24 protein-coding genes are annotated in these 26,284 nt (G+C 63.2%); 16 read left to right on the forward strand and 8 right to left on the reverse strand.

Annotation, left to right across the window (positions count from 1 at the left end):
• Positions 1-68: 68 nt before the first annotated feature.
• Together fdx and iscX are read left to right on the forward strand one after the other, a co-directional pair.
• Complete coding sequence (gene fdx, locus G3O01_RS18335; RefSeq protein ID WP_205806554.1) at positions 69-410, forward strand: ISC system 2Fe-2S type ferredoxin; 342 nt, start codon at positions 69-71, stop codon at positions 408-410.
• Positions 411-425: 15 nt separating this feature from the next.
• The gene (iscX, locus tag G3O01_RS18340) at positions 426-623 is read left to right on the forward strand and encodes a Fe-S cluster assembly protein IscX (protein ID WP_205806555.1); all 198 of its coding nucleotides are present in this window, start codon (positions 426-428) and stop codon (positions 621-623) included.
• Between the two features lie 106 nt (positions 624-729).
• Here iscX and G3O01_RS18345 read toward each other — a convergent pair whose 3' ends face one another.
• The 5 genes from G3O01_RS18345 to G3O01_RS18365 form a co-directional block, all read right to left on the reverse strand.
• Entirely contained in the window at positions 730-1,488 is a 759-nt protein-coding gene (locus tag G3O01_RS18345) for a glycine zipper 2TM domain-containing protein (protein WP_205806556.1), read from the reverse strand.
• Positions 1,489-1,846: 358 nt separating this feature from the next.
• Positions 1,847-3,388, reverse strand: coding sequence for a lysine--tRNA ligase (gene lysS, locus G3O01_RS18350; RefSeq protein ID WP_205806557.1), 1,542 nt, complete (start codon positions 3,386-3,388; stop codon positions 1,847-1,849).
• 114 nt (positions 3,389-3,502) lie between these two features.
• Positions 3,503-4,607 (reverse strand): peptide chain release factor 2 gene (prfB, locus tag G3O01_RS18355; protein WP_205806558.1). Its coding sequence is split into 2 segments (ribosomal slippage): positions 3,503-4,525 and positions 4,527-4,607, totalling 1,104 coding nucleotides; the frame shifts between segments, so codons are not numbered across the junction.
• 884 nt (positions 4,608-5,491) lie between these two features.
• Positions 5,492-7,198 carry a single-stranded-DNA-specific exonuclease RecJ gene (recJ, locus tag G3O01_RS18360; protein WP_205806559.1) on the reverse strand — a complete coding sequence of 569 codons (1,707 nt, stop codon included), beginning with the start codon at positions 7,196-7,198 and terminating at the stop codon, positions 5,492-5,494.
• Positions 7,199-7,226: 28 nt separating this feature from the next.
• On the reverse strand, positions 7,227-8,315 hold the full coding sequence (locus tag G3O01_RS18365) for a regulator (protein WP_205806560.1): 1,089 nt from the start codon (positions 8,313-8,315) through the stop codon (positions 7,227-7,229).
• A gap of 328 nt (positions 8,316-8,643) precedes the next feature.
• Here G3O01_RS18365 and G3O01_RS18370 point away from each other — a divergent pair, with 328 nt between their 5' ends.
• The 9 genes from G3O01_RS18370 to ftsB all read left to right on the forward strand — a co-directional run bounded on the left by G3O01_RS18370 (position 8,644) and on the right by ftsB (position 19,693).
• Positions 8,644-9,897 carry a lipoprotein-releasing ABC transporter permease subunit gene (locus tag G3O01_RS18370; RefSeq protein WP_205806561.1) on the forward strand — a complete coding sequence of 418 codons (1,254 nt, stop codon included), beginning with the start codon at positions 8,644-8,646 and terminating at the stop codon, positions 9,895-9,897.
• A complete protein-coding gene (gene lolD, locus G3O01_RS18375; protein WP_205806562.1) occupies positions 9,890-10,633 on the forward strand; it encodes a lipoprotein-releasing ABC transporter ATP-binding protein LolD in 744 nt (247 codons plus the stop codon). Before G3O01_RS18370 ends, lolD begins: the two co-directional genes overlap by 8 nt.
• 48 nt (positions 10,634-10,681) lie before the next feature.
• A complete protein-coding gene (locus tag G3O01_RS18380; RefSeq protein ID WP_205806563.1) occupies positions 10,682-11,470 on the forward strand; it encodes a TatD family hydrolase in 789 nt (262 codons plus the stop codon).
• Between the two features lie 97 nt (positions 11,471-11,567).
• Entirely contained in the window at positions 11,568-14,072 is a 2,505-nt protein-coding gene (locus G3O01_RS18385; protein ID WP_205806564.1) for a DNA internalization-related competence protein ComEC/Rec2, read from the forward strand.
• Positions 14,073-14,133: 61 nt separating this feature from the next.
• Positions 14,134-14,928, forward strand: a complete 795-nt coding sequence (locus tag G3O01_RS18390) for an alpha/beta hydrolase (protein WP_205806565.1) — start codon at positions 14,134-14,136, stop codon at positions 14,926-14,928.
• Positions 14,929-15,160: 232 nt separating this feature from the next.
• Positions 15,161-16,822 carry a CTP synthase gene (locus G3O01_RS18395; protein WP_205806566.1) on the forward strand — a complete coding sequence of 554 codons (1,662 nt, stop codon included), beginning with the start codon at positions 15,161-15,163 and terminating at the stop codon, positions 16,820-16,822.
• A complete protein-coding gene (gene kdsA, locus G3O01_RS18400) occupies positions 16,819-17,673 on the forward strand; it encodes a 3-deoxy-8-phosphooctulonate synthase (RefSeq protein WP_205806567.1) in 855 nt (284 codons plus the stop codon). Before G3O01_RS18395 ends, kdsA begins: the two co-directional genes overlap by 4 nt.
• Positions 17,674-17,812: 139 nt before the next feature.
• The gene (gene eno / locus G3O01_RS18405) at positions 17,813-19,096 is read left to right on the forward strand and encodes a phosphopyruvate hydratase (protein WP_205806568.1); all 1,284 of its coding nucleotides are present in this window, start codon (positions 17,813-17,815) and stop codon (positions 19,094-19,096) included.
• A gap of 168 nt (positions 19,097-19,264) precedes the next feature.
• On the forward strand, positions 19,265-19,693 hold the full coding sequence (gene ftsB, locus G3O01_RS18410; RefSeq protein ID WP_205806569.1) for a cell division protein FtsB: 429 nt from the start codon (positions 19,265-19,267) through the stop codon (positions 19,691-19,693).
• Positions 19,694-19,834: 141 nt separating this feature from the next.
• Here the strand turns inward: ftsB and G3O01_RS18415 are convergent, their stop codons facing one another.
• The 3 genes from G3O01_RS18415 to G3O01_RS18425 all read right to left on the reverse strand — a co-directional run bounded on the left by G3O01_RS18415 (position 19,835) and on the right by G3O01_RS18425 (position 21,859).
• On the reverse strand, positions 19,835-20,215 hold the full coding sequence (locus G3O01_RS18415) for a hypothetical protein (protein ID WP_205806570.1): 381 nt from the start codon (positions 20,213-20,215) through the stop codon (positions 19,835-19,837).
• A gap of 106 nt (positions 20,216-20,321) precedes the next feature.
• Complete coding sequence (hslO, locus tag G3O01_RS18420; protein WP_205806571.1) at positions 20,322-21,272, reverse strand: Hsp33 family molecular chaperone HslO; 951 nt, start codon at positions 21,270-21,272, stop codon at positions 20,322-20,324.
• A gap of 62 nt (positions 21,273-21,334) precedes the next feature.
• Positions 21,335-21,859 (reverse strand): gamma carbonic anhydrase family protein, encoded by a 525-nt coding sequence (locus tag G3O01_RS18425; RefSeq protein ID WP_205806572.1) that lies wholly within the window; start codon positions 21,857-21,859, stop codon positions 21,335-21,337.
• Between the two features lie 215 nt (positions 21,860-22,074).
• Here G3O01_RS18425 and G3O01_RS18430 point away from each other — a divergent pair, with 215 nt between their 5' ends.
• The 5 genes from G3O01_RS18430 (at position 22,075) to G3O01_RS18450 (ending at position 26,284) form a co-directional block, all read left to right on the forward strand.
• Positions 22,075-22,929: a ferritin-like domain-containing protein gene (locus G3O01_RS18430; RefSeq protein ID WP_205806573.1), complete on the forward strand. Its 855-nt coding sequence runs from the start codon at positions 22,075-22,077 to the stop codon at positions 22,927-22,929.
• Between the two features lie 79 nt (positions 22,930-23,008).
• On the forward strand, positions 23,009-23,905 hold the full coding sequence (locus G3O01_RS18435) for an alpha/beta hydrolase (RefSeq protein ID WP_205806574.1): 897 nt from the start codon (positions 23,009-23,011) through the stop codon (positions 23,903-23,905).
• 87 nt (positions 23,906-23,992) lie between these two features.
• On the forward strand, positions 23,993-24,823 hold the full coding sequence (locus G3O01_RS18440; protein ID WP_205806575.1) for a 3',5'-nucleoside bisphosphate phosphatase: 831 nt from the start codon (positions 23,993-23,995) through the stop codon (positions 24,821-24,823).
• Positions 24,824-24,916: 93 nt separating this feature from the next.
• Complete coding sequence (locus tag G3O01_RS18445) at positions 24,917-25,552, forward strand: L-threonylcarbamoyladenylate synthase (RefSeq protein WP_205806576.1); 636 nt, start codon at positions 24,917-24,919, stop codon at positions 25,550-25,552.
• Positions 25,553-25,621: 69 nt separating this feature from the next.
• Complete coding sequence (locus G3O01_RS18450; protein ID WP_205806577.1) at positions 25,622-26,284, forward strand: site-2 protease family protein; 663 nt, start codon at positions 25,622-25,624, stop codon at positions 26,282-26,284.

Genomic DNA, 26,284 nt, shown 5'->3' on the forward strand with positions numbered 1-26,284 from the left:
AAAATGGTACGGTGCCTGAGGGCGGCGTCCGTGCCACATAGACCAGACCCGACCAGAACGGAATTTGTATGCCTCAAATCGTTGTGCTGCCTCACGTCGAACTGTGTCCGGACGGCGCGGTCATCGACGCCGTGCCGGGCAAGAGTATCTGCGACAACCTGCTCGACAACGGTATCGAAATCGAGCATGCGTGCGAGAAGTCCTGCGCATGCACGACCTGTCACGTGATCGTGCGTGAGGGTTTCAACGCATTGGAGCCGTCGGAAGAACTCGAGGATGATCTGCTTGACAAGGCATGGGGTCTCGAGCGCGAGTCGCGTCTGTCCTGCCAGGCGATGATGCCTGAAGGCGACGATCTGGTTGTCGAGATTCCGCGTTATACGATCAACCACGCGAAGGAAAATCACTAACAGGAGCAAGCAGCCATGAAGTGGACCGACACACAAGATATCGCGATGGCCTTGACCGACAAGCACCCGGAGATCGATCCGCGACAGGTGCGGTTCACCGATCTTCACCGCTGGGTGATGGAGCTGGAAGGTTTCGACGACGATCCGAACCGGTCGAACGAGAAGATTCTCGAAGCAATCCAGGCGGCATGGATCGAAGACGCGGATTACTGAGCGCAGCGCGTTCAGCGGCGTTTCGAGCTGCAGCAAAGAAAAAGGCGACTTCCGTGGAAGTCGCCTTTTTTCATGGCTGGGCGTCTGAGAGCACGAGGAGCCGTGCTCAGCTTGCCACGAGCGTGCCGTTCTCAACCCGCACGCGCTGACCTTGCTGGAATGGCGGCGCTTCGTGATACGTGAAGTAGCGCGTCTTGCCGTTTTCCATGTGCACGCGCACCGAGTAGCTGGTCGTGCTGCGCAGATGCTTTTCGACCGAGTTGCCCGCGAGCCCGCCGCCGAGCGCACCAAGCAGCGTCATCGCCGTGCGGCCGCCGCCGCTGCCGAACTGGTTGCCCACGACACCACCCGCCACGGCGCCACCGACAGCGCCAATCCCGGTGCCGTGACCTTCCTGACGCACAGCCGAGATCGCCTCAACCGTGCCGCAGGTCGAGCAGTACGCCGGCCGGGCCGCTTGCTGCTGCGCGTATTGAGGCTGCTGCGCATATTGCGGGCTCGGCGCAGGGGCGGGCGCGCGCGGCGCCTGTGCCTGTTGCGCAGCAGCTTGCGCTTGCGCCTGCTGCTGAGCCGCTGCCTGTTGAGCCTGAGCCTGTTGCTGGGCCGCCTGCTGCTCGGCCTGCTGTTGCGCCGCAGCCTGTTGCTGTGCGCTCAGGTTGGCCGGTTGCGCCGTATCGACGACGGGCTGTTGTTGCTGCGTGACAGCCGCCGCCTGCGTCTGATCGTTTTGCTCGCCGTTGCTCGATGCCTTCGGGAACAGTCCTGTCACGGCTGCCGTTGCCGCCAGGCTGGCGATGATGACGGCGCCCGCCGCCACGGCAATGAGAGGGTGAAGACGGCGTGGTGAAGTGTTCGGATTATCCATGGTTGTAGGCCTCTTGCTATGCAGAATGGACCTGTGAAAGGAATTCGTGAGTCACGAGGGCAAGCCGTGCATCGGCTAACTGTCTAAGTGTCGGACACCCCGCTTTGGCCAGGGTTTCAATTTGTAACGGCTGGCGAATGCAACACTCAGTTCCATCGGACGCAAAAAGTGCGCCGACCAGCGAAAGCCGCATTGCGCCTTGCTTTCAGCGCACAGGAGGAACAACCGGGGATGTAGGAAGCGCGCAGTTTTTACCGATAGTTACAACCGGCGGTACGCGTGGAGAAGCAGGCGGAGGAGAAAAGCCGCGCACGATGCGAAAACGCTCGTGCGCGGCCGTGGTCACGACATGAGGCGCTTAGTCTTCGCGGCGCAGATGCGGGAACAGGATGACGTCGCGGATGCTCGGGCTGTCGGTGAGCAGCATCACCAGACGGTCGATACCGATGCCGCAACCGCCAGCGGGCGGCATGCCGTATTCGAGCGCGCGGATATAGTCGGCGTCGTAGTACATCGCTTCTTCGTCGCCGGCGTCCTTCTGGTCGACCTGCTTCTTGAAGCGCGCAGCCTGATCTTCCGGATCGTTCAGTTCCGAGAAGCCATTGGCGATTTCACGACCCGTGATGAACAGCTCGAAACGCTCGGTGATGCCGTCGACGGTATCCGATGCGCGCGCGAGCGGCGACACTTCCACCGGGTAATCGATGATGAAGGTCGGCTCCCACAGTTGCGATTCCGCCGTCTCTTCGAACAGCGCCAGTTGCAGCGCGCCGATACCCGCGTTCAGGAACTGCGGCTGGTTCGCGTCGACGCCGAACTTCTTCAGTTCCGTACGCAGGAACGCGCCGTCCGCGAGTTGCGCGTCGGTGTATTGCGGCGCGTATTTCTGGATGGCTTGCGTGATCGTCAGACGATGGAACGGCTTCGACAGATCGAGTTCACGGCCCTGATACGTGATCGTCGCGTTGCCGAGCGCATCGACGGCGGCCTGACGGATCAGTTGCTCGGTGAAATCCATTAGCCACTTGTAATCGGTGTACGCGGCGTAGAACTCCATCATCGTGAATTCCGGATTGTGACGCGGCGACACGCCCTCGTTACGGAAATTCCGGTTGATCTCGAACACACGCTCGAAGCCGCCGACCACCAGCCGCTTCAGGTAAAGCTCGGGCGCGATACGCAGGAACATCTGCATATCCAGCGCGTTGTGATGCGTGACGAACGGCTTTGCCGCCGCGCCGCCCGGAATCGGGTGCAGCATCGGCGTTTCGACTTCCATGAAGTCCGCGTCGGCCATGAACTTGCGGATCGACGACACGGCCTTCGTGCGTGCGACGAAGGTCTTGCGCGCTTCGTCGGTGACGATCAGGTCGACATAGCGCTGGCGATAACGCATTTCCTGGTCGGCGAGACCGTGGAACTTGTCCGGCAGCGGGCGCAGCGCCTTCGACAGCAGACGCAGTTCCGTGCAGCGCACGGAGAGTTCGCCCTTGTTGGTGCGGAACAGCACGCCCTTGGCGGCGACGATATCGCCAAGGTCCCACTTCTTGAACGCTTCGTATGTCGCTTCACCGACATCGGCGGGCGTGATGAAGAACTGGATCTGGCCCGAGCCGTCGCGCACCGTCGCGAAGCTGGCCTTGCCCATCACGCGCTTGAGCATCATCCGGCCGGCCAGCGCGACTTGCAGTGCTTTGGCTTCGAGCGCGTCCTTGTCGGCGTCCGCGTATTCCGTTTGCAGATCGGCGGCGTGGTGGGTCGGACGGAAGTCGTTCGGGTAGGCGACGCCTTGCTCGCGCAGCGCGCGCAGCTTTTCGCGGCGCTCGGCGATGATCTGGTTGTCGTCCACCTCGGCGGCTGCGTTCTGCTGGGCAGCGTTAGGCTGGGTCGGTTCGGTCATGGTGATGAGGTTCGGTGTTCGGTGCGTCCTGTTGCGCGTGATGCAAATGACGGCGGCAGGGCGCGGGCGGTGAAAAATGCGGCGCGGCGAAAGAGCATGCCGCGCCGGCTGCGCTTAGATGCCCTGTTTGAGGCTCGCGCTGATGAATGCGTCGAGATCGCCGTCGAGCACGCTCTTCGTGTTGCTGATTTCGACGTTGGTGCGCAGATCCTTGATACGGCTGTTGTCGAGCACGTACGAACGGATCTGGTGACCCCAGCCCACGTCCGACTTGCCCGCTTCGAGCTTGTCCTGTTCCGACTGGCGCTTGCGCATTTCGGCTTCGTACAGGCGCGACTTCAGCATCGCCATCGCTTCGGCGCGGTTGCGGTGCTGCGAGCGGTCGTTCTGGCACTGCACGACGATGCCCGACGGAACGTGCGTGATACGCACGGCGGAGTCGGTCTTGTTGATGTGCTGCCCGCCCGCGCCCGACGCGCGGTAGGTATCGATACGCAGATCGGCCGGATTGACTTCGATCTCGAACGATTCGTCGATTTCCGGGTACACGAACACCGACGAGAACGACGTATGACGGCCGCCCGACGAATCGAACGGCGACTTGCGCACGAGGCGGTGAATGCCCGTTTCGGTGCGCAGGAAGCCGTACGCGTATTCGCCTTCGACCTTGATGGTCGCGCTCTTGATGCCGGCGACGTCGCCTTCGGATTCTTCGAGCACTTCCGTCTTGAAGCCCTTGCGTTCGCAGTAGCGCAGGTACTGGCGCAGCAGCATCGAGGCCCAGTCGCACGCTTCCGTGCCGCCGGCGCCTGCCTGGATGTCGATGAACGCGTTGTTCGGGTCGGCCGGGTTCGAGAACATCCGGCGGAATTCCATATCGGCGACGCGCGCCTCGAGTTTCGCGGCGTCTTCTTCGACCGAGACGAGGGTGTCTTCGTCGTCTTCTTCGCGCGCCATGTCGAACAGGTCTTTCGTGTCGCGCAGGTCGTTATCGAGCGCGCTCAGCACGTCGACGACGCCTTCGAGCAGCTTCTTTTCCTTGCCGAGCGCCTGGGCGTGCTTCGAGTCGTTCCAGACGTTCGGGTCTTCCAGTTCCTTGTTGACTTCGATCAGTCGTACCGACTTTGCATCGTAGTCAAAGATACCCCCGGAGCTCGCCTGCGCGTGTGCGCAGGTCCGCCAGAGAGGAGTCGATTGCGTTCAGGCGTTCCGCTTCCATGTCGATCCAGTTTCAGATAAATGTTGGTGTTGCTTTGTCTGCGACGCTGATGGGTTTGATTTGGTTTTGCTTGGTTTTGCTTTGCTTTGCGCTGGCATCCGCGATGTGTTTTGCCTGCTTCAGGCGTTGCCCCTGTGCGGGGCGGCACCTATTTTTCTTTGCCGCGGCAAAGAAAAGTAGGCAAAAGAAAGCCGCTCACACCGCCAGCTCTTCTTCCTGCCCACGGGCCCCCAGCGGCCCCGTCCTGTTTGCGGCATCGCTCTTCTCAATACCCCCCGCCAACGCTTCGAATTGGCTCATCACCCGCTCCATGCTCCCGCGTCGCCGCACGCGCGATCAAATCGCCCACGTTCCAGAGTGGCAAACTGTGTGTAGGCTGTCGCGGCCCATGCGCACCACTCCGGACCGAAAAGCGGATCGGCGTCGTGAGAGCGCTAACGTGTGAAGCACTAAACCCTACACACAGTTTGCCACCTGGGCGGCGGTGACCGTTCGCTGCCGCTGGTTGTGCTACGGATGATCGAAGCGGGTGAGGCGGTTATTCGAAGTGTTGGCAACGGGGATTGAACAGAGCGGTTGTCGCGCGAAGCATAAGACCCGTTGGGGGCCCTCAGGCAACGACTAGCGCTGGCGGTGTTAGCCGCTTTCTTTGCTTACTTTCTTTGCGGCGGCAAAGAAAGTAAGTGCCGCCCCGCACAGGGGCAACCCAGGCAAACCAACACCATCACGCGGATGCCAGCAAAAATCACCATCACGCGGATGCCAGCAAAAATCGCCAAAAACCCACCTCAAACGGCGCCAGCAAAAAACCAAACCCTTACTGCAGACCCAAAAACCAAAATTATAGCGGATGATCCATGCGCAAGGCCCGCGCGGGTAGACGACTACAGCAGAGCATGCTCAACGATCAGTTGCACCCTCGCAACCCCGTTCCATGAATCCGCAGACAGCCGATAGGCAACCGTGGTCCTCGCCGGCAACGGCGCCGTGTGATTGAACCAGATCGCATTGAACCGCTGCCGCCCGCGCATCAGTTGCAGCTTCAGATGCTTGTCCTTCACCAGCGCCTGCGACATCACCTCGAACTCACCCGAAAAAACCGGCGCCGGGAAGCCCTGTCCCCAAACCGCCGCATCGAGCATCTCGACGAACTGCGGCGTGAAATACGCATCTTCAAGATCGCCATCCGTCTCGACCGTGCGCGCCAGCACTTCCTGCGTCAGCCACTCGCGCCCCACCTGCTCGAACGCCGCCGTGAAGCGCGGCAGATCGGCCGTGGCGATTGTCATGCCCGCCGCCATCGCGTGGCCGCCAAACTTGGCGATCAGCCCCGGCTCGCGCTTCGAGACGAGATCGAGCGCGTCGCGCAGATGGAAACCCGGAATCGACCGGCCCGAACCCTTGACGGTGTCGCCGCTGTCGTCGGCCAAAGCGAACGTGAACGAGGGACGGTGGAATTTCTCTTTCAGCCGTCCCGCGACGATGCCGATCACGCCCTGGTGCCAGCTTGGGTTGAACAGCGTGATCGTGGTGGAACCGGCGGGATCGACGGTGGAAAGATCGTCGAGCGCCTGCTGCTGCATGCCCGCTTCGATTTCGCGCCGCTCGCGGTTCATCGTGTCGAGTTGCTGCGCCAGTTCCCACGCGCGCCCGACGTCGTCCGTCGTCAAACAGTCGATGCCCAGCGACATGTCCGACAGCCGCCCCGCGGCATTCAGACGCGGACCCAGCGCGAAACCGAGGTCGAAGCCGGATGCGACGCGCGCATCGCGCCCCGCGGCGCGGAACATCGCCGCGATGCCCGGCTGCATGCGTCCATTGCGAATCCGCTGCAAACCCTGCGCGACCAGCACGCGGTTATTACCGTCAAGCTTCACGACGTCGGCGACCGTGCCGAGCGCAACAAGATCGAGCAGCCCGTCCAGACGCGGCTCCGCGCGCCCATCGCCGAACGCGCCGCGCTTGCGCAATTCCGCGCGCAGCGCGAGCAGCACATAGAACATCACGCCCACACCCGCGATGCACTTGCTCGGGAACTCGCAGCCCGGCTGGTTCGGATTGACGATCGCGCGTGCCGCCGGCAGTTCGTCGCCGGGCAAATGGTGGTCGGTGACGAGCACGTCGATGCCGAGCGCATTCGCCGCTTCCACACCATCGACGCTCGCAATGCCGTTATCGACGGTAATCAGCAGATCCGGCTTGCCGCCCGGCCGTTGCGCGGCCAGCGCGACGATTTCGGGTGTCAGGCCGTAGCCGTACTCGAAACGGTTCGGCACCAGATAGTCGATCTGCGCGCCGAACATGCGCAGGCCGCGCACGGCAACCGCACAGGCCGTCGCGCCATCGCAGTCGTAGTCCGCGACGACCAGCATGCGGCGCTTGCCTTCGATGGCGTCCGCGAGCAGCGTCGCCGCTGTCTCGCAGCCTTTGAGCGTTGCGGGCGGCGTGAGCCGCGCGAGTCCGGTTTCGATTTCATCGGGCAGGCACACGCCGCGCGACGCATAGAGGCGCGCGAGCACGGGGTGCAGGCCGTGGCGGATCAACGCTTCGGCGTCGGCGGGAGAGCAGGGGCGCGTTACGATTCGAGTCATGCGGCGAAAGCGAAAACAGAAAGACAGTTCATTCGATGAAAAGCGACGCAAAAAGACGCCGTCGCCAGAATTTGCGCAGATCGCCGCGCGTGATGTTCAGTGTGACCGAGCCCGTGTCGCCGCACAGCGTGAGACCAAGCTCACCGAGTTCGCCCGATTGCAGCGCGGCGAGCGCCGGCGCGAGCCAGTCGCGCTCCAGCGCGCCGAACGCGGCGTTCCAGCGGCCCCAGTCCTGCTCGATGAACGGCGCGGAAAACGGGTCCAGTTCGATCAGCGTCGACGCGGCGCCGTCCGGGCGCCATGCCTTGTAATTCGACGGCGGTGCGTCGGTTGCGGCTTTGGCGGCCAGCGCGAGTCCGCGCGTCGCGGCGGCATCCGACAGCACGCGCGCAAAGTCGCTTTTGACCGGCTGCGCTGCGCCTTGCGCGTGAAACCAGATCGAGTTGACGGCGGGCAGGCCGCGCGCCTCGCGCGCCTCGTTCACGGGATGCTCGAACCACGCCATCTGCACTTCGTTCTGCAGCTTCATCCACGCACGTGAGCGTTCGCCCGAGTGTGCCTCGTGCGGCAGCCAGATTTCGATATTGCGGCCGCTCGCGCGCAGCGGCGAGGCGCCCGCCAGCGTGCCGAACGCATCGCTCGACAGATACCAGCGCGACGGCTGCGGCGCTTCGATCCGCACGCCCAGTTCTTCGATCAGCGGACGGGCGACGTCGAGCAGTTTGCGCGCGTCGTCGTTGGCGAGTTCCAGCGAGGCGGGATCGATCAGCACCAGATGGTCGTGCGCGATCCGCACGTGCACCGGCTGCACGCACGCCCACGTCGCGTCGCCGGGATGGCCACCGTCGGCGAGCAGCATGTACGGCGCAAGCGGAGCTTCATCTTCGGCGGCCGTGCCAGCAGGAATCGCGCCGAAGGCGCGCGCGACCCAGCGCTCATGCGGCAGCGTGCGCTGGAAGTCTTCGCCGATCACACGTTCGACCAGCGTCGCGCGGGCAACCAGTTTGTCGAGGGCGGGAATGTCGAGGGAATGCAGTGCGGTGGATGCGTCGGCTGCCGCGGGCAGCGCGAAAGGCAGTAGAAGGTGCAGTCGGTTGGCATTCATGATGCTGCGCATTGTATGGCAAACTTCGCCCCGTTGATCCGCGATGGCGGGCGATCGGGACGCGCAAAATGCGGTGACTCGTGCGCCGGTGCGTACAATTCGCGCAACGATTGCGCGCCGAATGGCCGCATGGCGCCGGATGCCGCGCGCGACATCGCGCTGTCTGGCACCGATTCGCCGTATGAGGAAAGCCGCCGCAAGCCGGCGTTCTGGAACCATCGGCGGGAATTCGCGCCCAATCGACACGGCTTTCGCGCGCCTGACGGCAGTTTGTGCCCCAAGCGCGGATGCCGGGCAGGCAAATGCAGAACACAGCGCACGACGCTGAAAAAGGACTCGCTTGAAACTTCCATACGAATGGCAGATTGGCTGGCGCTACACGCGCGCCGGCAAACGCACCACGGGTAACGGCTTCATCTCGTTCATCGCGCTCGTGTCGATGTCGGGCATCGCGCTCGGCGTGGCCGCGCTGATCGTCGTGCTGTCGGTGATGAACGGCTTCCAGAAAGAGGTGCGCGACCGCATGTTGTCGGTGCTCGCGCACGTCGAAATCTTCTCGCCGACGGGCTCGATGCCGAACTGGCAACTCACCGCCCAGGAAGCGAAGCAGAACAAGGAAGTGATCGGCGCCGCGCCGTACGTCGAGGCGCAGGCGCTGCTTACGCGCCAGGACGCCGTGAGCGGCGTCGCGCTGCGCGGCGTCGAGCCGTCGCTCGAGCCGGAAGTGTCGGACATCGGCAAGGAGATGAAGGCGGGCAACCTGAACGAGCTGAAGCCGGGCGAATTCGGCATCGTGCTCGGCGGGGATCTAGCCGGCAATCTCGGCGTGACGACGGGCGACAAGATCACGCTCGTCGCGCCCGAAGGCACGATGACACCCGCTGGCCTGTTGCCGCGTCTGAAGCAGTTCACCGTGGTCGGCGTGTTCGAATCCGGCCACTACGAGTACGACAGCACGCTCGCGCTGATCAATATCAAGGACGCGGAGGCGCTGTTCCGGCTGCCGGCGCCGACGGGCGTGCGCCTGCGCCTGCAGGACATGCAGCGCGCGCCGGAAGTCGCGCATCAGCTGGCGCGCACGCTATCGGGCGATCTGTATATCCGCGACTGGACGCAGCAGAACAAGACGTGGTTCTCCGCCGTGCAGATCGAAAAGCGCATGATGTTCATCATCCTGACGCTGATCATCGCGGTGGCCGCGTTCAATCTGGTGTCGTCGCTGGTGATGACGGTGACCAACAAGCAGGCCGATATCGCGATTCTGCGCACGCTTGGCGCGCAGCCTGGTTCGATCATGAAGATTTTCGTCATTCAGGGCATGACGATCGGTTTCGTCGGCACGGGCATTGGCGTCGCGCTCGGCTGTCTGATCGCGTGGAGCATTCCGTGGCTCGTGCCGATGATCGAGCATCTGCTGCATGTGCAGTTCCTGCCGCCGTCGGTGTATTTCATCAGTGAACTGCCGTCCGAACTCGTGCCGGGCGATGTCATCAGGATCGGCGTGATCGCGTTCCTGCTGTCGTGCCTCGCGACGCTCTATCCGAGCTGGCGCGGCGCGAAGGTCCGTCCGGCGGAGGCGCTGCGTTATGAATGATCGTCCGAACAACACGCTCATGGCCGCTGACGAATCCGGTTTGCACCCGTACGTGCTCGAAGCGACGGGTATTTCCAAGGCGTTCGTTCAGGGCGGCCTGAACGTGCAGGTGCTGAACAACACGCAACTGTCCGTGCGGCGCGGCGAGAAGCTGGCGATCGTCGGCGCGTCGGGCTCCGGCAAGAGCACGCTGCTGCACGTGCTGGGCGGCCTCGACGATCCGAGCACCGGCCACGTCGAAGTGATGGGCAAGCCTTTCACGAAGCTCTCCGAGCGCGAGCGCAACGATCTGCGTAACCGCGCGCTCGGTTTCGTTTATCAGTTCCATCATCTGTTGCCCGAATTCAGCGCGCTCGATAACGTCGCGATGCCGCTGCGCATCCGCCGCATGACGACGGAAGACGCGCGCAAGCAGGCTCTCGACATGCTGGAGCGCGTGGGGCTCGCACATCGCGCGAAGCATCGTCCGGGCGAACTGTCGGGCGGCGAGCGGCAGCGCGTCGCGATTGCGCGCGCGCTCGTCACAAAGCCCGCCTGTGTGCTCGCCGATGAACCGACGGGCAACCTCGATGGCGGCACAGCCGACACCGTGTTCAACCTGATGCTGGAACTGTCGGAGACGCTCTCGACCAGTTTCGTGATCGTCACGCACGATCCCGATCTGGCGGCCCGTTGCGATCGCACGATGCGTCTGCGCGACGGCGTGCTGTACGAGGAACCGACGGTGCCCGTCTGAGGCCGGGCGCGCTTGGCGGGTTCACTCTTTCGATACAAGGCTGCGCGCATGTGGATCGATACGCACTGTCATCTCGACGCTTCGGAATTCGACGTGGATCGCGACGCCGTCGCGAGCGCGGCGCTCGACGCGGGCGTGAGCCGGATCGTGATTCCGGGCATTGCGCGCAGCAATTTCACGGTGGTGCGCGAACTGGCGCATCGTGTGCGGGGCGGGGCGTACGCGCTTGGCATTCATCCGCTTTATACGCCGCAGGCGCAGCCCTCCGATCTCGACGTGCTGCGCATGGAAATCGAGGCGAGTCTCGACGATCCGCTGTTCGTCGGGCTCGGTGAAATCGGCCTCGATTACTTCGTGCCGGGACTCGACGACGAAACGCAGCAGTTCTACTACAACGAACAACTGAAGCTCGCGCGCGAGTTCGATCTGCCCGCAATTTGCCATGTGCGCAAATCGCAGGATCAGGTGTTGAAAGGCTTGCGGCGCAATCACGTGAATCGGGGCATTGCGCATGCGTTCAACGGCAGCTTCCAGCAGGCGCAGGCGTTCATCGATCACGGCATGCATCTCGGCTTCGGCGGCAATGTGACGTTCGAACGCGCGCTGCAGATTCGCCGGCTCGCGGCGCAACTTCCGCTCGACGCGCTCGTCGTCGAAACCGACGCGCCCGATATCGCGCCTTCTTGGCTCTACCGGCAGCGCAACACGCCGGATCAGATTCCCGCGATCGGCGCAATCCTGGCCGAACAGCGCAGCATCGACCCGAACGAGCTGGCGATAGGCACAACGGCTAATGCGCACGCTGCGTTGCCGCGGCTCGCGCTTTACTCTGCATAATCACTGCTTGGCTTGCGTAAATAGTCTCGTCGATATTGATTCGGATTCCGGATGAATGTCGACGTGGTGCTGCGCGAGTGTCGGGTGTGGAGGCGGCATGCGGGCAGTGTGGTGCGGGTTTGCGTTGGGCGTCGTGTGGTTGCAGCAACAGGCTTCGTTGCCGGGGTGGTTGGGCTGCCTTGCGTTGATCGTGAGTGCTTGCATGTTGAGCGTCGTTTCGTGGACGTGTTTCCGGCGCGGCAACGCATGGCCCAGACGTGCAGGCTGGGGTGCGGTGCTGTGTGCGGCCGCGTGCTGCGGATTCGGCTATGCCGCATGGCGCGCGCAAACGCGGCTCGTGGTCGAATTGCCGCATGCATGGGAAGGGCGCGACATCGCCGTCAACGGCTGGATCAAAGGGCTGCCGACACGCAGTGCCGACGGCGCGCGTTTCCTGTTCGTCGTCGAATCTACGGATGCGCCCGTCGCGAGGTTTCCGCGCACGCTGCAACTGTCGTGGATCGCCAATGATGCGCCGCCGCCAGCGCTCGAACCGGGTTCGCGCTGGCATCTGAATGTGCGACTCAAGCGTCCGCATGGCAACGCGAACTGGGGTGTGCGTGATGCGGAAGCCTCGCTGCTAGCGCGTGATGTTCGTGCGACAGGTTATGTCAGCGCGCCGCAGCTCGCCATGCGGCTCCCCGGAGCGGTCGGCGGCGTGGGTGTGCTGTTCGACGGATGGCGGTCGAAGATTCGCGAACGGATTGCCACTGTGCTGAACGATGCCCCGCACATGGGCATTGTGGTGGCGCTCGCAATCGGCGCGCAGGACGCCGTCAGTGCTGCCGACTGGCTGTTGATGCGGCGCACGGGAACGAGCCATCTCGTTGCGATTTCGGGTTTGCATATCGGCTTTGTCGCCGGGCTCGCGGGATGGATGATCGGAAAGTTGTGGCGCCATTCGTTCTTCGTCGGTCGCGGATTGCCGTTGCGGGTGCCCGCTCAGAAAGTGGCGATCGTAGGTGGCGCGTTGTTCGCTGCGTTCCACGCGGCGCTTGCAGGCTTCAATGTGCCCGCGCAACGCGCGCTCTGGATGGCGGGTGTGGTGGCGCTCGCGTATGTCGGCGGACGACGCGTCGCGCCTTCCGTCGTGATCGCGTGGGCGCTTGGGCTGGTGCTACTGGTCGATCCGTGGGCAGTCGTGTCGGCGGGGTTCTGGCTATCGTTTTGTGCCGTCGCCGCGATTCTGTTCGCAATATCGGGTGCCGCGCATGTCGCGCAAAGTGATAACGAACGGCCCGACACAGCGACTGGCGAGCCGCACGGGGGCGCTTTGACGGCACGTAGTTTCGACGCAATTCGCGCATGTTTCGGCGCGCTGACAAACCGCATGCGCAGCGGTGCTCGCGTTCAGTTTGCGGTGACCATCGCGCTCGCGCCGCTGACCGTATGCTTTTTCTCGCAGATTCCGCTGATCGGCCCCGTGGCGAATGCATTCGCGATTCCCTGGGTCAGTATGTTAGTTACGCCCGCTGTGATTGCCGGCGTCGCGTTGCCGGCACCGCTCGATGCGTTCGCGTTTCGCTTCGCGCATCATCTGCTGGATATGCTCGCCGCCGGTCTGCAACTGCTGTCGGGGCCGGCGTGGTCGGTGTGGACATTGCCGCAACCCGATGCCTGGGCGATGGCGTTCGCGGCTGTCGGTGTCGCGTGGTGTCTTGCGCCGGCCGGCTGGCCGCTGCGCTGGGCCGCGCCGTTAACGTGGCTGCCGCTGCTCGCGCCTGCGTCGGCTGCGCCCGCCGAGAACGCGTTCCGGCTCACGGCGCTCGACATCGGACAAGGCTCGTCGATCGTCGTCGAAACTGCGCACCACACGCTGCTGTTCGACGCCGGTCCGGGGCCTGAATCGACACACGCGGGCGAACGCATCGTCGTGCCGTATCTGCAGGCGGCGGGCATTACGTCGCTCGATACGCTGGTCATCAGTCATGCCGATTCCGATCATTCGGGCGGCGCGCCTGCCGTGCTCGAAGGTATCGAAGTGAAACAGCTATTGGGCGGACTGCCGCCGACTCACGCGCTATGGCAGTCAGCTAGCGGGAAGGGCGCGCAGACCGTGCGCTGCGCGGCTGGCCAGCATTGGCAATGGGACGGCGTCGACTTCGCGATACTCTGGCCCGACGCGGGGCCATTGCGAGGCAAGCCGAACGAGCATTGCTGCGTGCTGCGCGTCAGTACGCACATTCAAACGCCCGATGACGTCAGGACGCCCGTTAGCGCCTTTCTGGCCGCGGACATCGAAGCGCCAGTCGAACGCACGCTGCTCTCGCGCGATCCCGCTGCGTTGCGCGCGCAGGTTCTGCTCGTGCCGCATCACGGCAGCAAGACCTCGTCGACCGAACCATTCCTCGACTCTATCGAGCCGTCCATCGCAGTATTTCAGGTAGGCTATCGCAACCGGTTTCATCACCCCTACGCGGGCGTCTACGAGCGGTACGTAGCGCGCGGCATCGCGCTTTCGCGCAGCGACGACGACGGCGCCGCGCGGATTGAAGTCGATGGTGTTGCGCTGTCGCTCGAGCGCTACAGGCAGACGCATCGACGCTACTGGATGGACCGATAACAACAGACCGGCAGCGCGCAACAGAACAAATCAGAACAAATCAGAACGGAGGCAATAGCGCTTGAAGAACATCATCCATTTCTCGCATGCGAACGGTTTTCCAGCGTCCACCTATCGGACGATCTTCGCCGAACTCGCGGATGACTACGACATGCGTTTCATCGAACGGATCGGTCATGACGCGCGCTATCCCGTCACACGCGACTGGCCGCATCTGGTCGACGAGTTGCTGGATGACATCGGGCGTGCCTACGAGAATCCTGTGTGGCTCGTCGGGCATTCGCTCGGCGGCTATCTTTCGCTGATGGCGGCCTTGCGCAAGCCGCAATGGGTGCGCGGCGTGGTGATGCTCGATTCGCCCGTCATCGCGGGCTGGCGCAGCAACATGCTGCGCGTGTCGCAATGGACGGGGCTCGACGAGCGGCTGTCGCCCGCGGCGGCGACGCGTACGCGGCGCACGCGCTGGACCAGTCGCGACGAGGCTTGGCGGCATTTCCATTCGAAACCCGCGTTTGCGCGCTGGGACGAGCGCATGCTGTCCGACTACATCGATTTCGGCATTCCGCAAGCGGCCGCCGACGGTGCGCGCGAGCTGGCTTTCGACCGGCTGACCGAGTACCGCATCTACAAGACTTTGCCGCACACCTTCGGCAGCCGGCTCGCGCATGGAGCACCTGTGCCAGTCGGTTTCGTGGCCGGCACGCGCTCGCGGGAAGTGCGTCAGGCGGGACTGCACGCGACCCGGCGCGTCGCGGGCGAGCATTTCGAATGGATGGAAGGCAGCCACCTCTTTCCGATGGAACGACCCATCGAAACGGCACGCGCCGTGCAGAGAATGCTGCGCAGGTTGGAGTAAGTCCGCTGGCCGCGAGACCTTGCATTTTCGCCTAAGTGAAACGCCGCGCGGCACTGCGGCATAAACCCGCAACAAACCGGTGGCAGGCGCGAAAATTCACCTTGCATTGGCATCGAAATCCCGCTCTCCGAGGCGCTGAAATGCGCGCCCGGCCGATGCGATCGACCCGCCCCAGGACTGGGCTGGAAGCACGCGTTCATGTATAATCCGTTTTTCCCGCGAGCATCCAGCGATGACCAAATATGTTTTCGTCACCGGCGGCGTAGTTTCTTCCCTCGGCAAGGGTATTGCCGCCGCTTCCCTCGCCGCGATCCTCGAATCGCGCGGTCTGAAAGTCACCCTCCTCAAGCTTGATCCTTACATCAACGTCGACCCCGGCACGATGAGCCCGTTTCAACACGGCGAAGTGTTCGTGACGGAAGACGGCGCTGAGACTGACCTCGACCTTGGCCACTATGAGCGCTTCATCAGCACGAAGATGCGCAAGGCCAACAACTTCACCACGGGCCAGATTTACGAATCGGTGATCCGCAAGGAACGCCGGGGCGATTATCTCGGCAAGACGGTGCAGGTCATTCCGCACATCACGAACGAAATCCAGGCATTCGTCGAACGCGGCGCGGCATCCGCGACGTGCGGCGAGCCGGATGTCGCCATCGTCGAAGTGGGCGGCACGGTCGGTGACATCGAATCGCTGCCGTTCCTTGAAGCCGCGCGTCAGATGAGCCTGCGCATGGGCCGTAACAGCGCGTGCTTCGTGCACCTGACGCTGGTGCCCTGGGTCGCCACCGCGGGTGAGCTGAAGACCAAGCCGACGCAACACAGCGTGCAGAAGCTGCGTGAAATCGGTATCTCGCCGCACGTGCTGCTGTGCCGTGCCGACCGCCGCATTCCCGACGACGAGCGCGCGAAGATCTCGATGTTCTCGAACGTGCCGGAAGACGCCGTGATCTCGGTGTGGGACGCAGACAGCATCTACAAGATTCCGCAGATGCTGCACGACCAGGGCATGGACGAGATCGTCTGCAACGAGCTGAAGCTCACGCCGAAGCCGGCTGATCTGTCGATGTGGTCGGGCCTCGTCGAGAAGCTCGAGAATCCGAAGAGCGAAGTGACGATCGGCATGGTCGGCAAGTATGTCGAACTGACCGAGTCGTACAAGTCGCTCATCGAAGCGCTGCGCCATGCGTCGATCCATACGTCGACCAAGGTCAACATCGAATACATCGATTCCGAAGAGCTGGAAGAGAACGGCGTCGACAGCCTCAAGCATCTGGATGCCGTGCTGGTTCCGGGCGGTTTCGGCCGTCGCGGCACGGAAGGCAAGATCAAGGCAATCCGCTACGCACGCGAAGCGAAGGTGCCGTATCTCGGCATCTGCCTCGGCATGCAGCTCGCGGTGATCGAATTCGCGCGCGACATCGTCGGCCTCAAGGATGCGAACAGCACGGAATTCGACCAGGAAACGCCGAATCGCGTGGTCGCGCTGATCACCGAGTGGTACGACCGCGAAGGCAAGGTTGAGAAGCGTACGGAAGAATCCGATCTGGGCGGCACGATGCGCCTCGGTTCGCAGCGTTGCCCGATCAAGCCGGGCACGATGGCCGAAGAGATTTACGGCAAGGATGTGAACGAGCGTCACCGTCACCGTTATGAAGTCAATAACCGCTTCGTGCCCCAGCTCGAAGCGGGTGGCCTTATCATCAGCGCCCGTACCCCGAGCGAAGATCTGCCGGAAATGATGGAACTGCCGCGTTCGATGCACCCGTGGTTCGTTGGCGTTCAGTTCCACCCTGAATTCACATCGACGCCGCGCGATGGCCACCCGCTTTTCAAGGCGTTCGTTGAAGCAGCGCGTGCGCATCGCGAAGCGAGCGTCGAGGAGAAAGTATGAAACTGGGCGATTTCGAAATCGGCCTCGACAAGCCGTTTTTCCTGATCGCGGGCACGTGTGTGGTCGAATCCGAACAGATGACGATCGACACGGCCGGCAAGCTGAAGGAAATCTGCGCGAAGCTGAAGATTCCGTTCATCTATAAGTCTTCGTACGACAAAGCCAATCGCAGCAGCGGCAAGTCGTTCCGTGGCCTGGGAATGGACGAGGGTTTGCGCATTCTGTCCGAAGTGAAGCGTCAGCTCGGCTTGCCCGTTCTGACCGACGTACATAGCGAACACGAAATCGATCAGGTCGCGTCGGTCGTCGACGTGCTGCAAACGCCTGCGTTCCTGTGCCGTCAGACGGACTTCATCCACGCGTGCGCGCGTTCGGGTAAGCCCGTCAACATCAAGAAAGGTCAGTTCCTCGCGCCGCACGACATGAAGAATGTGATCGACAAGGCGCGCGACGCGGCGCGTGAAGCGGGTCTGTCGGAAGACCGTTTCATGGCGTGTGAACGCGGCGTGTCGTTCGGTTATAACAACCTCGTGTCCGACATGCGGTCGCTCGCCATCATGCGCGAAACGGACGCACCCGTCGTGTTCGACGCGACCCACTCGGTGCAGTTGCCGGGCGGACAGGGCACCAGTTCGGGCGGTCAGCGCGAGTTCGTACCCGTGCTGGCGCGAGCGGCTGTCGCGACGGGCGTCGCGGGCCTGTTCATGGAAACCCATCCGAATCCGGCCGAAGCAAAGTCGGACGGTCCCAATGCCGTGCCACTGCATCGCATGGCCGATCTGCTCGAGACGCTGATCACGATCGATCAAGCCGTGAAGCGCACGCCGTTCCTCGAGAACGATTTCAACTGATGCAAACACGCGCGTGCCGCTGAAGTCAGGCGGCGCGCGCGTGCTTCAACCCGATGGTCGTCGAACGCGTCCGGACACAGGCTGTCATAGAAAGCCGGACGTCTCATCTTAAGAATTCATCGTCATTTCAGAGGAAACCATGAGTGCTATCGTAGATATCATCGGTCGCGAGATTCTCGACTCGCGGGGCAACCCGACCGTCGAATGCGACGTGCTGCTCGAGTCGGGCACGATGGGCCGCGCGGCTGTGCCGTCGGGCGCATCGACGGGCTCGCGTGAAGCAATCGAACTGCGCGACGGCGAAACCGGCCGCTACAGCGGCAAGGGCGTGCTGAAGGCAGTCGAGCACATCAACACCGAAATCTCCGAAGCGATCATGGGTCTCGACGCTTCCGAGCAAGCCTTCCTCGACAAGACGCTGCTCGAACTCGACGGCACGGACAACAAGTCGCGCCTCGGCGCAAACGCGATGCTGGCTGTTTCGATGGCCGTCGCGAAGGCTGCGGCTGAAGAAGCCGGCCTGCCGCTGTACCGTTACTTCGGCGGCTCGGGCGCAATGCAACTGCCCGTGCCGATGATGAACATCGTCAACGGCGGCGCGCACGCGAACAACAGCCTGGACATCCAGGAATTCATGATCGTCCCGGTCAGCCAGCCGACGTTCCGCGAAGCGCTGCGTTGCGGCGCGGAAGTGTTCCACGCGCTGAAGAAGATCCTGTCGGACCGCGGCATGAGCACGGCAGTCGGCGACGAAGGCGGCTTCGCGCCGAACTTCGGCAGCAACGACGAATGCCTGTCGACCATCCTGCAAGCTATCGAAAAGGCCGGCTACCGCGCCGGTGAAGACGTGCTGCTCGCGCTCGACTGCGCAGCAAGCGAGTTCTACCACGACGGCAAGTACCAGCTGGCGGGCGAAGGCCTGCAACTGTCGTCGGCCGAATTCGCCGATTACCTCGCGACGCTCGCGGACAAGTTCCCGATCGTGTCGATCGAAGACGGCATGCACGAAAGCGACTGGGAAGGCTGGAAGATCCTGACCGACAAGCTCGGCAAGAAGATCCAGCTGGTCGGCGACGATCTGTTCGTGACGAACACGCGCATCCTGAAGGAAGGCATCGAGAAGGGCATCGCCAACTCGATCCTGATCAAGATCAACCAGATCGGCACGCTGACGGAAACCTTCGCAGCGATCGAAATGGCCAAGCGCGCAGGCTACACGGCTGTGATCTCGCACCGCTCGGGCGAAACCGAAGATTCGACCATCGCCGACATCGCGGTCGGCCTGAACGCGGGTCAGATCAAGACGGGTTCGCTGTCGCGTAGCGACCGTATCTCGAAGTACAACCAGCTGCTGCGTATCGAAGAAGATCTCGGCGATATCGCTAGCTACCCGGGCAAGTCGGCGTTCTACAACCTGCGTTGAACGACGTCCGGTTGACACGGTTTTGGGACGAAATGACGGTGAGAGTGACGCTTGCTGTCAACATTTCGTCTCAATAAGCGTTAAACCGGTTATGCTTCGCTACTGATTCACCCTTGCCGCCCTGCGTACAGCGCAGGGCGGCGCGTATTCAACCCTGCAATTCACTACATGCGGCTCGTCACCGTCGTTCTGCTCGTCCTGCTGGTGCTGATCCAATATCCGCTGTGGTGGGGCCATGGCGGCTGGTTGCGTGTTCACGAACTGCAGCAGGAACTCGCGCAGCAGCTGAAGAAGAACGCGGACGCGAAAGAGCGCAACGAGCGTATCCAGGGCGAAGTGCAGGATCTGCAGAACGGCACGTCCGCCGTCGAAGAGCGCGCCCGCTACGAAATGGGCATGGTCAAGGACAGCGAGGTGTTCGTGCAGTTCGTGTCGCCGAACGCGCCGTCGCCGCTGTCGAATACGCCGCAATCGAATACGTCGACGCGCGGGCAGATCACGGGCGCGCCGCTGCGTGTGGTGCCGAATCCGGAATCGCGCGCGAAGCCGGATCGCAAGCACGCGAAGAAGGATGCGAAGGAAAAGAAGCCGGGTTGATGCACGCAAGGGCTTCGAAGCAGGTGCACGAGATTCATGAAAAAGGCGCGGTTCGTAATGAACCGCGCCTTTTGTTTTTTTGCTGCCTGATGAAATACGAAAACGGGATAGCGTGGCTAGGCTCACGCGTGCGTGACCAGGTTACCAGCCCCATCCCCAGCCCGGGTAACCGTAGCCGATGCCAGTACCCCAGCCGTGCCCCCATCCGCCGCTGTAGTAGCTGCCATACACGGAGACAGGCGGCGCGGCGTAGCGCGAATAGGCTTGCGCGGCGGCGTCGGCTGCCATTGCCTGGTTCTGCTCAGCCATCACCTGCCTGTCGATTGCCTCGTAGCGGGCGCGCTCTTCCGGCGTGAGAGGTTGCGCCGTCGTCGGAATGCCGGATTGGTCCGCGGGCAGGCGGCTATAGATCGGCGACGGACCCGGCGGATCCATCATGCAGCCAGACAGCGCTGCCGCGCCGGCCACGAGCGCAAGCGCCGCGAGACGGTGGACGGGTTGCAGCAGGGAAGAGGCATTCATGTCGACCTCCATCGGTCGGATACCTAAGCAAATTGACCGCCATGCACAAAGCCAGTATCCGAAGATACCGCGCCCCAGCTTGACGCTGCGACGCGGCCCGCAGGCTTCAGTGCCGCTGCTCGGCAGCGGGCGCTACACCTTGTGAGAGCCCGCTCGCGACAAAAAGTTGCGCGACGTCGACGGGATCGAACTCGTAACGCTGGTTGCAGTATTCGCAGTGAATTTCGACGTGACCGCGCTCTTCGATCACGCTATCCACTTCTTCGCGACCCAGCATTTTCAGCATGTTGCCGACACGGGCGCGCGAGCACGAGCACTCGAAGCGTGTGCGCGCCGGTTCGAAGTGCTGGACGTTCTCCTGCCAGAAAAGGCGCCGGAACAGTGTGTTCGGCTCTTCCTTCAGCATTTCGTCGGCCGACAGCGTGCTGCCGAGCGTGCACAGCCGGTCCCAGGTATCGGCGTCGATTTCGCCCGGATGCGGGACGATGCCGCCGTCGCCGGGCAGCTTCTGCAGCAGCATGCCGACGGCGCGATCGGCGTTGGCGGCGAGCCACAGACGCGTGTCGAGCTGCTCCGAATGCTGCATGTAGTGCTCGAGCACCTGTGCCATCGACTTGAACGGACCGTTGTCGTCAGCCAGCGGCACGATGCCCTGATACGGCTGCTGACCGGGTACCTTGGTACGCGGGTCGAGCGTGATCACACAGCGGCCGTGGCCACCGGGGTTCACGAGATCGACGAGCGTCAGGTCGTCCGCGATCGTGTGCGCGGCGTCGCCGGAGTACTTGGCCGTCGCGCGCATCGACAGATCTGAGTTGCATTGCACGACGAGCATCTTCACCGGACCGTCGCCGAAGATCTGCATGATCAGCGTGCCGTCGAACTTCAGATTGGCCGACAGCAGCGCGCACGCCGCCATCATCTCGCCGAGCACGTCCCGCACGGGCGCCGGATAGCTTCGGCGCGTCAGCACTTCCTGCCACGTATTGCGCAGCGAAACGATCTCGCCGCGTACGGGCGCCGCGCTGAACATGAATTTCTGCAACTGGTCACTCACAACTTTTCCTCGGTCGAACCGCGCGGTGGGAAGGCCGCGCGTGGCGCATCGTACGGTCGGCTCTAGCCGATGCGCACGAGTTGCGCCTTGAAATAATCCCTGCGTTCCACGTAAATGTCCGCGGCTCGCTTCAGGCCTTTGATATCTGCTTCAGTCAATTCCCGGACGACCTTGGCAGGCGATCCGAGAATCAGCGAATTGTCAGGAAAAACCTTGCCCTCGGTCACGACGGCACCTGCGCCAACCAGACAGTTGCGGCCGATTACCGCTCCATTCAAGACCACAGCCTGAATGCCGATCAGTGCGCCTTCCTTGACCGTGCAGCCGTGCAGCATCGCCTGGTGGCCGACCGTCACGCCGGCTTCGAGCGTCAGCGGAAAGCCGGGGTCGGCGTGCAGTACGGCGCCTTCCTGTATGTTAGTGCCCTTGCCGACGGTGATCGGTTCGTTGTCCCCGCGAATCGAGGCGCCAAACCAGACGCTCGCGTTTTCTTCGACGGTCACGTTGCCGATGATGGTCGCCGTATCGGCAACGAACACGCTTTCGTGGATGGTCGGGGCTGCGTCGCCAAGCTTGTAGATTGCCACAGTGTCTCCTCTGGTCTCATGCAGGACGGTTGCTGTCCGGGGGACGCCGCGCCGCCGTGAGGCGCTTTGCGCGAAATCGCGGGCAAGCCGCGCGGCATGGTCGAATCGCGTATTGTAAACGGTTGTGCCATTAGCCCGTGCGAAGCGTGCGCGCCGTGCTGCGGCACGCCAGAATGGCTGCTTTTTGTCCTTTTTTGCCGATGTCCTGTTTTCCGATGCCTGTCGCCGAGTCCAATCTTCCTGATCTCACGAATTGCGCACGTTCGGACGCCCTCGCAGTCCTGACGCAGCGCGTTCCCGCCGCCAAAGCCGAGGCCGCGCAGGCGCTGTATGCGCGTGTGCTGGCAGGCGACGCGGTTGTGGCATCGGAGTGCGTACTGGACGAGCCGTCCGGCCTGCCGGGCCGTCCCGAGCGGCCGGAACTGGTCGAGCCGCGCAAGTTGGGCCGACGCAGCATGCAGTCGCCGGAAGGGCGCGCGGTATTGCTGCACGCGCTTGCCCACATCGAATTCAATGCGATCAATCTGGCGCTCGACGCGGTATGGCGCTTTGACGGCATGCCCGACGCGTTCTACATGGACTGGCTGAAGGTGGCGGCGGAAGAGGCGCATCACTTTTCGCTGCTGTCGGCGCGTCTTGCGGAGTTTGGTCACACGTACGGCGACTTTCCGGCGCATGACGGCCTGTGGGACATGTGCGAGCGCACGCGCGGCGACGTGCTGGCCCGCATGGCGCTCGTGCCGCGCACGCTCGAGGCGCGCGGGCTCGACGCGTCGCCGCCGATCCGCGCAAGGCTGCAGCAGGCAGGCGATCACGCATCGGCGGCCATTCTCGACGTGATTCTGCGCGATGAGATCGGCCACGTGTTGATCGGCAATCGCTGGTTCCGGCATCTGTGCGATAAGGCGGGCGCTGATGCGCATCAGACGTATCTGCGCCTGTCCGATGAATATCGCGCGCCGAAACTGCGTGGTCCGTTCAATTTCGAAGCGCGCCGCGATGCCGGTTTCGAAGAAGAGGAACTGGCCGCGCTGGCGGGTCTCGACGCGCAGCAGCGGACCGAAGACTGAAAACAGCGTCCACGACGCCAGGCGGATTCGCGTGTATCTCGCTATAATCGAACGATCATTCGTTTTTTTCGGTCGCGTCATGAACCATCCGCTCAAACCTTCCGTTTCCGAATTCGTGACCGTGCGCGGAGTGCGCCTGCACGTGCGCCGCTGGGGCAACCCCGACGCGCCGGTGCTCTTCATGTTGCACGGCTGGATGGACGTGGCCGCGTCGTTCCAGTTCGTCGTCGATGCGCTCGCGGGCGACTGGCAGGTGATCGCACCCGACGCTCGCGGCTTCGGCCTGTCCGACTGGCCTGTCGCGCAACAGGGCGGCGGCCACTACTGGTTCCAGGAGTATCTCGCCGACCTCGAAGCGCTGCTCGACCACTACGCGCCGACGGGCGCAGTAAACCTCGTCGGCCACAGCATGGGCGCGAACATCGTGTGCCTGTATGCCGGCGTGCGGCCCGAGCGCGTGCGGCGCGTGGTCGACCTGGAAGGTTTCGGGCTGCCCGCATCGATACCCGCGCAGTTGCCGCGCCGCATTGCGTCGTGGCTTGACGAACTGCGCGCGCCGCCCACCTTGCGCCCTTACGCGACGCTCGACGACGTCGCCGCGCGCCTGATCAAGACCAACACACGCCTCGCCCCGCAACGCGCGCAATTTCTCGCGCAGCACTGGTCGAAGCCGGACGGCGAGGGCGGCTACATGCTGCTCGCCGACCCCGCGCACAAGATGCGAGGCCCGCTGCTCTATCGCCTCGACGAAGTGATGGCCGTCTGGGCCAACGTGCGCGCGAAGGTGCTGCACGTCGAAGCCGCCGCATCGCCGACGCTCGCCATGCTCGCCGGCAACGTTCCCCTCGACGAGTTCAAGGCGCGCTTCCAGGCTTTCACCGACTGGCGCGAAGCGATCATCGACGACGCGGGTCACATGGTGCATCACGATCAGCCCGAGCGCGTAGCGGCGCTGATCGAGGGCTTTTGCGCGTAGTGCGTGTTCGAAATTTGTGTCGACGAATCCTCTGCGTGTGCTTACTGCGTTGCAGTAAAATGGGCTGACCACGCTATCAAGAAAACGATGAACGCCGACCTGCATTGCCATTCCACCGTCTCCGACGGCGCCTTCGCGCCCGCCGATGTCGCGCGCCGCGCGCATGCCGGCGGCGTGACCCTGTGGGCGCTCACCGATCACGACGAAATCGGCGGTCAGGTCGAAGCGCGTGAGACGGCGCAAGCACTCGGCATGCAGTATCTGAGCGGCGTCGAAATCTCGGTGACATGGGCGTCGCGCACGATTCACGTGGTGGGCCTGCATGTAGATCCCGCGTGTCAGGATCTTGTCGAAGGGCTCGAGCGCACGCGCAACGGCCGCGCCGCGCGGGCGGAAGCGATTGGCGAGCAACTGGCCACGCTCGGCATTCCCGACGCGTACGAAGGCGCACTGAAATACGTGTCGAATCCCGACATGATCTCGCGCACGCACTTCGCACGCTTCATGGTCGAAAGCGGTTACGCAGAAAACACGCAGGACGTGTTCAACCGCTTTCTCGGCGATGGCAAGCCGGGTTACGTCGCGCATCGCTGGTCGAAGCTCGCCGACGCCGTCAAATGGATTCGGTTGGCGGGCGGTGAAGCGGTGATCGCGCATCCGGGCCGCTACGCTTACACGCAAACCGAGTTCGACGCGCTGTTCGGCGAATTCATCGATCTCGGCGGAAAGGCGATCGAAGTCGTAACGGGCAGCCACACGCCCGACCAGTATCGCGAGTATGCGGACGTGGCGCGGCGCTTCGGCTTCGAGGCATCGCGCGGTTCCGACTTTCATGCTGCGGGCGAGGGCCGCGTCGAGCTCGGCAGTCTGCCGCCACTGCCGTCCGATCTGAAGCCAGTCTGGGAACGTTGGCTGTAAGCTCTGGTTTCACGCGCGGCGCGGGCACGCGCGCTGCGTGATCCGTTGCTTGCTGTTTGCCGTTCGCCGATTTCCCGACCTTCTGACGACACCATGTCCCAATACTTTCGGCTTCATCCGGATAATCCGCAGCCACGCCTGATCAAGCAGGCGGCGCAGATCATAGAAGGTGGCGGCGTGGTCGCGCTGCCGACGGATTCGAGCTACGCGCTCGCGTGCCAGCTCGACAACAAGGATGCCGTCGACCGCGTGCGGCGCATTCGCGGCATCGACGAGCGCCAGCTGCTGTCGCTGCTGGTGCGCGATCTGTCCGAACTGGCGAACTTCGCGCTCGTCGATAACCGTCAGTACCGTCTGATCAAATCCGTGACGCCGGGTCCTTATGTGTTCGTGCTGCAGGCGACCAAGGAAGTGCCGCGTCGGCTGTCGCATCCGTCGCGCAAGACGATCGGCCTGCGCGTCCCCGATCACGCTATCACGCTCGCCATTCTCAAAGAACTCGGTCAGCCGATGCTCGGCTCGACCTTGATCCTGCCGGGCGAAACGCAGCCGCTGAACGACCCCGAAGAAATCCGCGAAAAACTGGAAAAGCAGCTCGATCTGGTGATCGATGGTGGCGCGTGTCCGTGCGAGCCGTCGACGGTGATCGACCTGACAGGCGAGGAGCCCGTGCTGGTGCGGCCGGGGCGTGGCTCGCTCGCGCCGTTCGGTCTCGAAGAGACGGCCTGAGCGTCAATGACCCGTCACATGAACGAAAGCCGACAGAGCCGCAAGGCGCCGTTGTTACAATAGAGCGATATGGATTCCTCCCTCATACAGACCATCGTCGTCTACGCGCTGCCTGTGATCTTCGCGATCACGCTGCACGAGGCGGCGCACGGCTACGTCGCGCGCATGCTCGGCGATAACACCGCGTACGTGCTCGGCCGCGTGTCTTTCAATCCGATGCGGCATATCGACCCCGTCGGCACGATCGTGATTCCGCTAGTGCTTTACTTCGCCACGAGCGGCGCGTTCATGTTCGGCTACGCGAAGCCGGTGCCCGTCGCGTTCGGCAATCTGCGTAATCCGCGCTGGGGTTCGCTGTGGGTCGCGCTCGCCGGCCCGTTGTGCAATTTCGCGCAGGCGCTGGTGTGGGGCGTGTTCGGCGTCGCACTGGCCGCCATGAATATCGACGAGCCGTTCTTCACGCGCATGGCGGGCGCGGGCGTCGGCGTGAATCTCGTGCTTGGCGTGTTGAACCTGTTTCCGCTGCCGCCGCTCGACGGCGGCCGCGTGCTCACGGCGCTCCTGCCCGTGCGCCCGGCAATGATGCTGGCGCGGCTCGAGCCGTACGGCTTTTTCATCGTGATGGCGCTCGTGATGACGGGCACGCTGACGCGCTTCTGGCTGCGTCCGCTCGTGAATATCGGCTATGAAGCCGTGACAGCTATCCTGACCCCCCTCGTTTCGCTTCTATAA

Origin of the sequence: Burkholderia sp. Ac-20365 (assembly GCF_017104715.1) — a bacterium.
Taxonomy (GTDB): Bacteria; Pseudomonadota; Gammaproteobacteria; order Burkholderiales; family Burkholderiaceae; genus Paraburkholderia.

Coding starts and splice junctions, on each gene's coding strand:
- fdx (WP_205806554.1), top strand. CDS start 69: ATGCCTCAAATCGTTGTGCTGCCTCACGTCGAACTGTGTCCGGACGGC.
- iscX (WP_205806555.1), top strand. CDS start 426: ATGAAGTGGACCGACACACAAGATATCGCGATGGCCTTGACCGACAAG.
- G3O01_RS18345 (WP_205806556.1), bottom strand. CDS start 1,488: ATGGATAATCCGAACACTTCACCACGCCGTCTTCACCCTCTCATTGCC.
- lysS (WP_205806557.1), bottom strand. CDS start 3,388: ATGACCGAACCGACCCAGCCTAACGCTGCCCAGCAGAACGCAGCCGCC.
- recJ (WP_205806559.1), bottom strand. CDS start 7,198: ATGACTCGAATCGTAACGCGCCCCTGCTCTCCCGCCGACGCCGAAGCG.
- G3O01_RS18365 (WP_205806560.1), bottom strand. CDS start 8,315: ATGCGCAGCATCATGAATGCCAACCGACTGCACCTTCTACTGCCTTTC.
- lolD (WP_205806562.1), top strand. CDS start 9,890: ATGAATGATCGTCCGAACAACACGCTCATGGCCGCTGACGAATCCGGT.
- G3O01_RS18380 (WP_205806563.1), top strand. CDS start 10,682: ATGTGGATCGATACGCACTGTCATCTCGACGCTTCGGAATTCGACGTG.
- G3O01_RS18385 (WP_205806564.1), top strand. CDS start 11,568: ATGCGGGCAGTGTGGTGCGGGTTTGCGTTGGGCGTCGTGTGGTTGCAG.
- G3O01_RS18395 (WP_205806566.1), top strand. CDS start 15,161: ATGACCAAATATGTTTTCGTCACCGGCGGCGTAGTTTCTTCCCTCGGC.
- kdsA (WP_205806567.1), top strand. CDS start 16,819: ATGAAACTGGGCGATTTCGAAATCGGCCTCGACAAGCCGTTTTTCCTG.
- eno (WP_205806568.1), top strand. CDS start 17,813: ATGAGTGCTATCGTAGATATCATCGGTCGCGAGATTCTCGACTCGCGG.
- ftsB (WP_205806569.1), top strand. CDS start 19,265: ATGCGGCTCGTCACCGTCGTTCTGCTCGTCCTGCTGGTGCTGATCCAA.
- G3O01_RS18415 (WP_205806570.1), bottom strand. CDS start 20,215: ATGAATGCCTCTTCCCTGCTGCAACCCGTCCACCGTCTCGCGGCGCTT.
- G3O01_RS18430 (WP_205806573.1), top strand. CDS start 22,075: ATGCCTGTCGCCGAGTCCAATCTTCCTGATCTCACGAATTGCGCACGT.
- G3O01_RS18435 (WP_205806574.1), top strand. CDS start 23,009: ATGAACCATCCGCTCAAACCTTCCGTTTCCGAATTCGTGACCGTGCGC.
- G3O01_RS18440 (WP_205806575.1), top strand. CDS start 23,993: ATGAACGCCGACCTGCATTGCCATTCCACCGTCTCCGACGGCGCCTTC.
- G3O01_RS18445 (WP_205806576.1), top strand. CDS start 24,917: ATGTCCCAATACTTTCGGCTTCATCCGGATAATCCGCAGCCACGCCTG.
- G3O01_RS18450 (WP_205806577.1), top strand. CDS start 25,622: ATGGATTCCTCCCTCATACAGACCATCGTCGTCTACGCGCTGCCTGTG.